The sequence below is a fragment of the Streptomyces boncukensis genome (assembly GCF_011045075.1).
GTDB lineage: Bacteria > Actinomycetota > Actinomycetes > Streptomycetales > Streptomycetaceae > Streptomyces > Streptomyces boncukensis.
The window spans coordinates 1-5,940 of record NZ_JAAKZZ010000456.1 but is presented as its reverse complement, the minus strand read 5'-3'; the positions used below and the strand labels follow the sequence as shown (position 1 = coordinate 5,940).

The 5,940-nt window shown below is 74.0% G+C and carries 3 protein-coding genes; 1 reads left to right on the top strand and 2 read right to left on the bottom strand.

Annotated features, from left to right (window positions below; translation table 11 throughout):
* Positions 1-2: 2 nt before the first annotated feature.
* Entirely contained in the window at positions 3-1,403 is a 1,401-nt protein-coding gene (locus G5C65_RS29480) for a glycoside hydrolase family protein (protein ID WP_241266145.1), read from the top strand.
* A 65-nt stretch (positions 1,404-1,468) separates the two neighbouring features.
* Here G5C65_RS29480 and G5C65_RS29475 read toward each other — a convergent pair whose 3' ends face one another.
* Both G5C65_RS29475 and G5C65_RS29470 read right to left on the bottom strand, forming a co-directional pair.
* The gene (locus G5C65_RS29475) at positions 1,469-5,062 is read right to left on the bottom strand and encodes a lipopolysaccharide biosynthesis protein (RefSeq protein WP_420903372.1); all 3,594 of its coding nucleotides are present in this window, start codon (positions 5,060-5,062) and stop codon (positions 1,469-1,471) included.
* Positions 5,059-5,853, bottom strand: coding sequence for a polysaccharide deacetylase family protein (locus G5C65_RS29470; RefSeq protein ID WP_165302098.1), 795 nt, complete (start codon positions 5,851-5,853; stop codon positions 5,059-5,061). Before G5C65_RS29470 ends, G5C65_RS29475 begins: the two co-directional genes overlap by 4 nt.
* Positions 5,854-5,940 lie beyond the last annotated feature (87 nt).

Sequence of the window (5,940 nt, the reverse complement as noted above, 5' to 3'; positions counted from 1 at the left end):
GCATGGGGCTGCACAGTGGGGGACGGGGTGCGATGAACGTCGTGCGGCGGCGGAAGGCCGGCCTGTTCGGGATCGGTGCGACGGTGCTGGCGCTGCTTCTCGCCTTCGTCGGCCTCCCGCCGTGGGGCGACGGCGGCGACGGGGACGGCGGCCCGGGGGTCTACGGCGACCCGCGGCCGCGGAGCGGCAGCCCGAGCACCGAGCTGGGCTGGGGCTTCACCCACACACAGAACAGCGCGGACGAGGGGAAGCGGGGCGCCAGGGACCGCGCGGCCCGGCTGCTGTCGGCCGCCCGGCTCCCGCAGAACCAGCACATCATGGGCTGGGGCGCCGACAACCCCGAGCCGTCCCCCGGGCAGTACGACTTCGAGGCGCTGGACCGGCGTGTCGCGTTCATGCGCAAGAGCGGCGCCACTCCCGTCATCACCCTGTGCTGCGCGCCGGACTGGATGAAGAGCGGCGGGAAGGCCGGCTCCACCGACTGGTCCAGGCTGGAGGAGGCGCCCGCGCCCCGGCACTTCGCGGACTTCGCGAAACTGGCGGGCACGGTCGCCCGCCGCTACCCCGACGTGCGGCACTTCATCGTCTGGAACGAGATGAAGGGCTTCTACGACGACACCGCCCGCCGCTGGGACTACGAGGGCTACACCCGCCTCTACAACCTCGTGTACACCGAGTTGAAGAAGGCCGGCAAGGACAATCTGGTCGGCGGCCCGTATGTCGTGATGGACAGCGTCGGCAAGGCCAGTGACAACGCCTCCCGGGTCCGCGGCCCCTGGGGCGCGCTGGACCAGCGCGCGCTGGATGCCGTCTCCTACTGGAGCGAGCACAGGAAGGGCGCCGACTTCGCCGTCGTCGACGGCTCCAGCTACACGATGGACGACCGGCTGCTGCCGGACGAGTTCCGGGCGACCGACAAGCTGACCGCCGTGACCCGCTGGGTGGGACGGGAGACGGGCCTGCCGGTGTGGTGGGCCGAGTGGTACGTCGAGGTCGGCGACGAGCGCGACGAGCGGGACGGCTGGAGCGAGCCGCACCGCGTGGCGGTGCACGCCGGCGCGCTCATCGCGCTGGCCCGCGGCCGGACCGCGACGGCCTTCTACTGGAACCCGCAGAACAGCCGTGCGGCGTGCGCGGGGTGCCTGTGGCGCAACACCCGGCTGGCGGACGGCGGCGAGCCGCTGCCGATGATGCGGCTGCTGACGCGCTTCGCACGGGAGTTCCCGCCGGGGACGCGGTTCGAGCGGGTGCGGATCGCGGAGGACGACGCGCCGAACGTGCGGGTCCTGGCCGACGACGACGCCGTACTGGTGGTCAACACCCTGGCACGCGGCATCGAGGCGAAGATCGACGGCCGTACGTTCGACATGGCCCCCTACGAGGTCCGCTGGCTCAAGCGCTGACCCCGCGCTCTCCGCCCACCGGGGGCGCCCCGAAGGGGCGCCCCCTCCCCGCAAGGGACACCGGCTCAGGACATTGTGACGAACCGCTGGACCAGCGAGGCCGCCAACAGCAGCACCAGCGGCAGGCTGAACCAGAACGTGCTCTGCAGCCACGTCAGTTTCCGCTCTCCCGGACGCCCCACCACCCGCACGGCCTCCCGGGCGGTCAGCAGGACGAGCAGCACGAGGGCCGCCAGCCCGCCCGTCACGGACCACGACGTCCAGGTGACGCGCGGCCCCGCAGGGCCGGGATCGGGGGGATCGGCCGCGGCTCTGGAGCGCACCCGCAGCTCGTACACCGCCGCGTCCTCGTTCGCCACGACCTTCCGCAGCTCCGGGCGCACGTCCAGCGCCGCGATCATCCGCTGCCGCCAGTCCTCCGGGTACCCCGCGTCGAAGTGGAGCGAGGTGGACTGGCCCTCGTTCAGCATCAGATAGGAGTGGGGCCCCGCCTCCCGGAGCGCCTCGACCAGCGCCGGGGCCTCGCGCGCGGAGAGCGGGGCGCGGGTCGGCACGTAGGCGACGCGGGCCATGTCGCGGGCCCCCCAGGGCATCGCCGGGGTGACGTTGTTGACCGGGTCGCTGCTGGGCCACAGCACGCGGGCGCTGGGCCTGTCGTGCGCGTAGACGTACTCCATGGCCGCGACCTCGCCCTCCCGCACCCGCTCGAAGGGCTCGTTGCCCCAGCGGGCCACCAGGAAGCCCCCCATCAGCGTCAGCCCGATCAGCAGCGTGGCGGCGCCCGCGAGCCAGTGCGGGCGGCGCGCGTGCGGGCGCGGGAAGAGGCCGAGCGCCGCGAGCACACAGGCGCCGGGAGCGGCGAACAGGAAGACCCGCAGGGCGATCTCACCGCCGTACGACTGGGCGCCGAACGCGAGGAACGGCAGCGCCGTCAGGACGACCAGCGCCCGGTCCGAGATCCCCCCGCGCAGCCTCCGCAGCAGCCCGAAGGCGGCCAGCGCGAGCGTGCCGCCCGCCAGCCCGACCCGCGCGTACAGCACCAGCTTGTGCGTCTCGCTGCCGCCCTCGATGCGCCCGGAGACGGAGGACGACACATTGCCGCCCACCCCGCCGACCCCGCCGAACAGCTCGTCGAAGTGCCCCGACCAGTACGGCTCGGCCAGATAGCCGATCCACACCGCGAGCAGCACCCCGCACAGCAGCGGCAGCCCGTGGAGCACGCAGCGGCGCACCAGGATCAGGCCGGTCAGCACGCCCAGCATCACGAACGGCGTGAGCTGGTGGCCCGCGACCGAGGCGAGGAACAGCGCCAGCAGCACCCCGAGCAGCACCCCGCGCTCGCCCCGCGGTGCGCCGTCCGGCGGGTCGGACTCGCCCGGCTCCCGGCCGCCGCGCAGGACGCGCGGCTCCCGGAACCACACCAGCAGCAGGGCGACGAAGAGGAGGTAGAAGAGGAAGGTGAAGCCCTGCGGGGAGAAGTAGTCCTGGCCGACCCAGCCCGCCAGGGCGAAGAACCACGCGGCGCACCACTTCGCCCGCCAGCCCGCGCGCACCGCCCGCAGCAGCAGCGCGAGCGGTGCGAGGTAGGCGAGCTGGATCAGGGTGGGCCACCACCGGATCAGGCCCGTCAGATCGTCCACCCCGCACGCCTGTACGAGGAACGCCGCTCCCGCGAAGAAGCCCGGCCAGCTCCAGCGCGCGTCGAGCTCGGGCGCCGCGGTGCCGGTACGGGCGAGGTGGTCCAGAAAGCCCAGGTGCTCCCACGCGGTCGCGAACCGCGGCGGGCCCTCCAGCACGGCCGGGACGGCATGCAGCGAGACGACCGTGACCAGCAGCGCGGCGGTGAGCAGCGCGCGGTGTTGGCGCCGCGTCCACAGCGCGCCCGCGAAGACGGCGACCAGCCCGGCCGCGCCGAGCAGGGTGCCAGGGGGCAGCACGGAGACGAGCCCGAGCCCGCCCATGTCCGCCAGCTCGGCCTCGCCCACGCGGGCCAGCGGCAGCCAGTAGAGCGCTGTCGCGAGGGCGAGGAGCGCCCAGAGCCCGACGGCGCCGGTCAGGTGCCGTGGCCCGCTGTTCGCCGCGGGCTGCGGGTCCGCTGTGGCCGGTCGCGCAGCTCCCCGCGCCCCTTCGGGGCGCTCATGGCGGGCCGGGCTCGGATGCCGCTCCAGGTGCTCGATGTCGGCCCGCAGCTGCAGCGTCGGCGCGTCCGCCGCGCAGGCGTGCGCCCAGCCCGGCGCGGACTGGTCGCCGTGCGCCGCCAGGTCCGACAGGTCGCCGTCCGGCGGGACCTGGTGCCCCGTCCCGTCGCCACGCCCCGGCGGGCTGCTCCTGAGCACCCCGCGCAGCTTCCATCCGGCGATCACGGCCACCACCGTGAGGCTGCCCGCCTCGGCGATGCCCGCGCCCGTCAGGCCCAGCGACGGCAGCAGCGCGACGGTCAGCCCCAGCACCAGCACGCACAGCAGCCCCTGGAGGTAGGCGAGTCCCGAGGTGCGGCTCTGCGCCCGCAGCACCGCGTAGTACGTCTCGATGACGACGCGGAGCACGGCGCCCACCGCGTAGAGCCGCAGCAGCGGCGTCGCCGCCTCGGCGTACCCGTCGCCGAAGACGCCGAGGATCTGCGGTGCCAGCAGGAACAGCCCGCCGCACACCGGCAGCATGATCCGGGTCATCCGGCGCAGCGCCGCGCGGCAGTTGTCCGCGAGCCGCTCCGGAGTGTGCGAGCCCTCGACGGTGAGCGAGGCGCCCATGTTGATGGCGAGGAGGTTGACGGTGCCGCCGATGGTGGCGGTGATGTAGAAGTACGCGTTGTCCGCCGAGCTGACCTGCGCGGCGACGATCACGGGCACGAGGTAGACCACGGCGAGCGAGAACAGCGCGCCCGTGTAGTCGCCGGCCAGGAAGCGGCCCATCTCGCGGTAGCCGGCCGGGCGCGCGGTCTCCTGGGTCGCCGCCATATGACGGGGCACCAGCCGCCGGAAGACCAGCCAGCCCAGCGGGATGGTGGACAGCCCGATGGCCAGCCCCCAGGAGACGAACACCCCGCTGGTGGGGACCGCGGCGGCGAGCACCACCAGCAGCACCAGCTTCACCGTCGAGAACACGGTGTTGCCGACCGGGACCCACTTCGCGCTGCGCAGCCCCGTCAGCACGCCGTCCTGGAGCGTCAGCAGCGACCAGGCGACCACGACCAGCACGAACCCGGCGCCCGGCAGCGCGCCGTGCAGAAAGCGGTACGAGGGGCCCCACCAGTCCAGCGTCAGCAGGAACACCACAGCCGCGCACGCCACCACGGCGGAACTCGCCGCGTATGTACGGAAGATGAGCCGCCCCGTGGTCCGGCCCGCCACCGGGATGAAGCGGGCCAGCGCACCCATCAGGGTGACCGCCGTCAGGCCCGCCAGGAACTTCATCGCGGCGATGGCGGCCGAACCCTGGCCCACCGCGTCATCCGTGTAGTAGCGGGCCGCGACGACCCAGTAGCCGAGGCCGAGGACGGCGGAGATGCCGGTGTTCAGCATCAGTGCGTAGGCATTGCGGAAGAGCTGGCTGCCTCCGCGCCCGCCGCCCTCGGCCGGAGCGCTGACACCGCCGTCGCCGGGGGGCCGCTGTCCTGACTGGCCGGTGGCTGTCCCTGCCGAGGTGGTGGTGTCCGTCACGGGGTGCGCGATCCTCTGGCGTCGGTTCCGTTCAGTGCGGTCCGGTACGCCTGTCTGGCGCGCCGGACGACGGCGTAGCCCTTGCCCAGCGCGCGGTCGCGGGCGAAGCTGCGGCCGAGCGCCTGGCCCTCGATCAGCCGGGTGAACTCCGCCAGGTCCGTGCCGCGCCGCACGGTCAGCCGCGTCAGCGCGTACGGGCTCTGCCGGGTGTGGGCCAGCGCGTTGTTGACGGCGAGCGCCAGACCGTAGCCGCTGTCCCGCACGGCCCGGCGCACCCGGGAGCTGGAGTACCCGAACGGGTAGGCGAACGACACGGGGACGGTGCCGGTCTCGGCCGCGATGAGGTCGCGGCAGTGCGCGATCTCGTACTGCAGCGTGGCGTCCGGGAGCTGGTCCAGCTGGGGGTGCGTATGGCTGTGTCCGCCGATCTCCATCCCCGCGTCCGCCAGTTCGCGCACCTGCTCCCAGGTCAGCATGGTGTCCAGCTCCCCGCCGGTGTGGTGCGGGCCCGGCAGCCAGCCGGTGGAGACGAAGAGGCTGGCGTGGAAGCGGTGCTCGGCCAGGGCGGCGAGGGCGTGGGTGTGCACGCCCGCGTACCCGTCGTCGAAGGTGAGCACGACCGGGCGGGGCGGCAGCGGGCTGCCGGTCCGCCAGGCGTCGCCCAGCTCACGGGTGGTGAGCGGGGTGAAGCCGTGGTCCGCGAGCAGGGCCATCTGGTCCCTGAACGCGCGGGGCGCGACGGAGAGCGCGCGGACCGGCCGCGCCGGATGCTCGGCGATGGCGTGGTACATCAGCACGGGGACGGTCCGGGCGCCCGCGGACGGGCTTCCGCTCTCCGGCGCCGACCCCCGCCGTGCCGCGGGGCCCCGCCCCGGGAG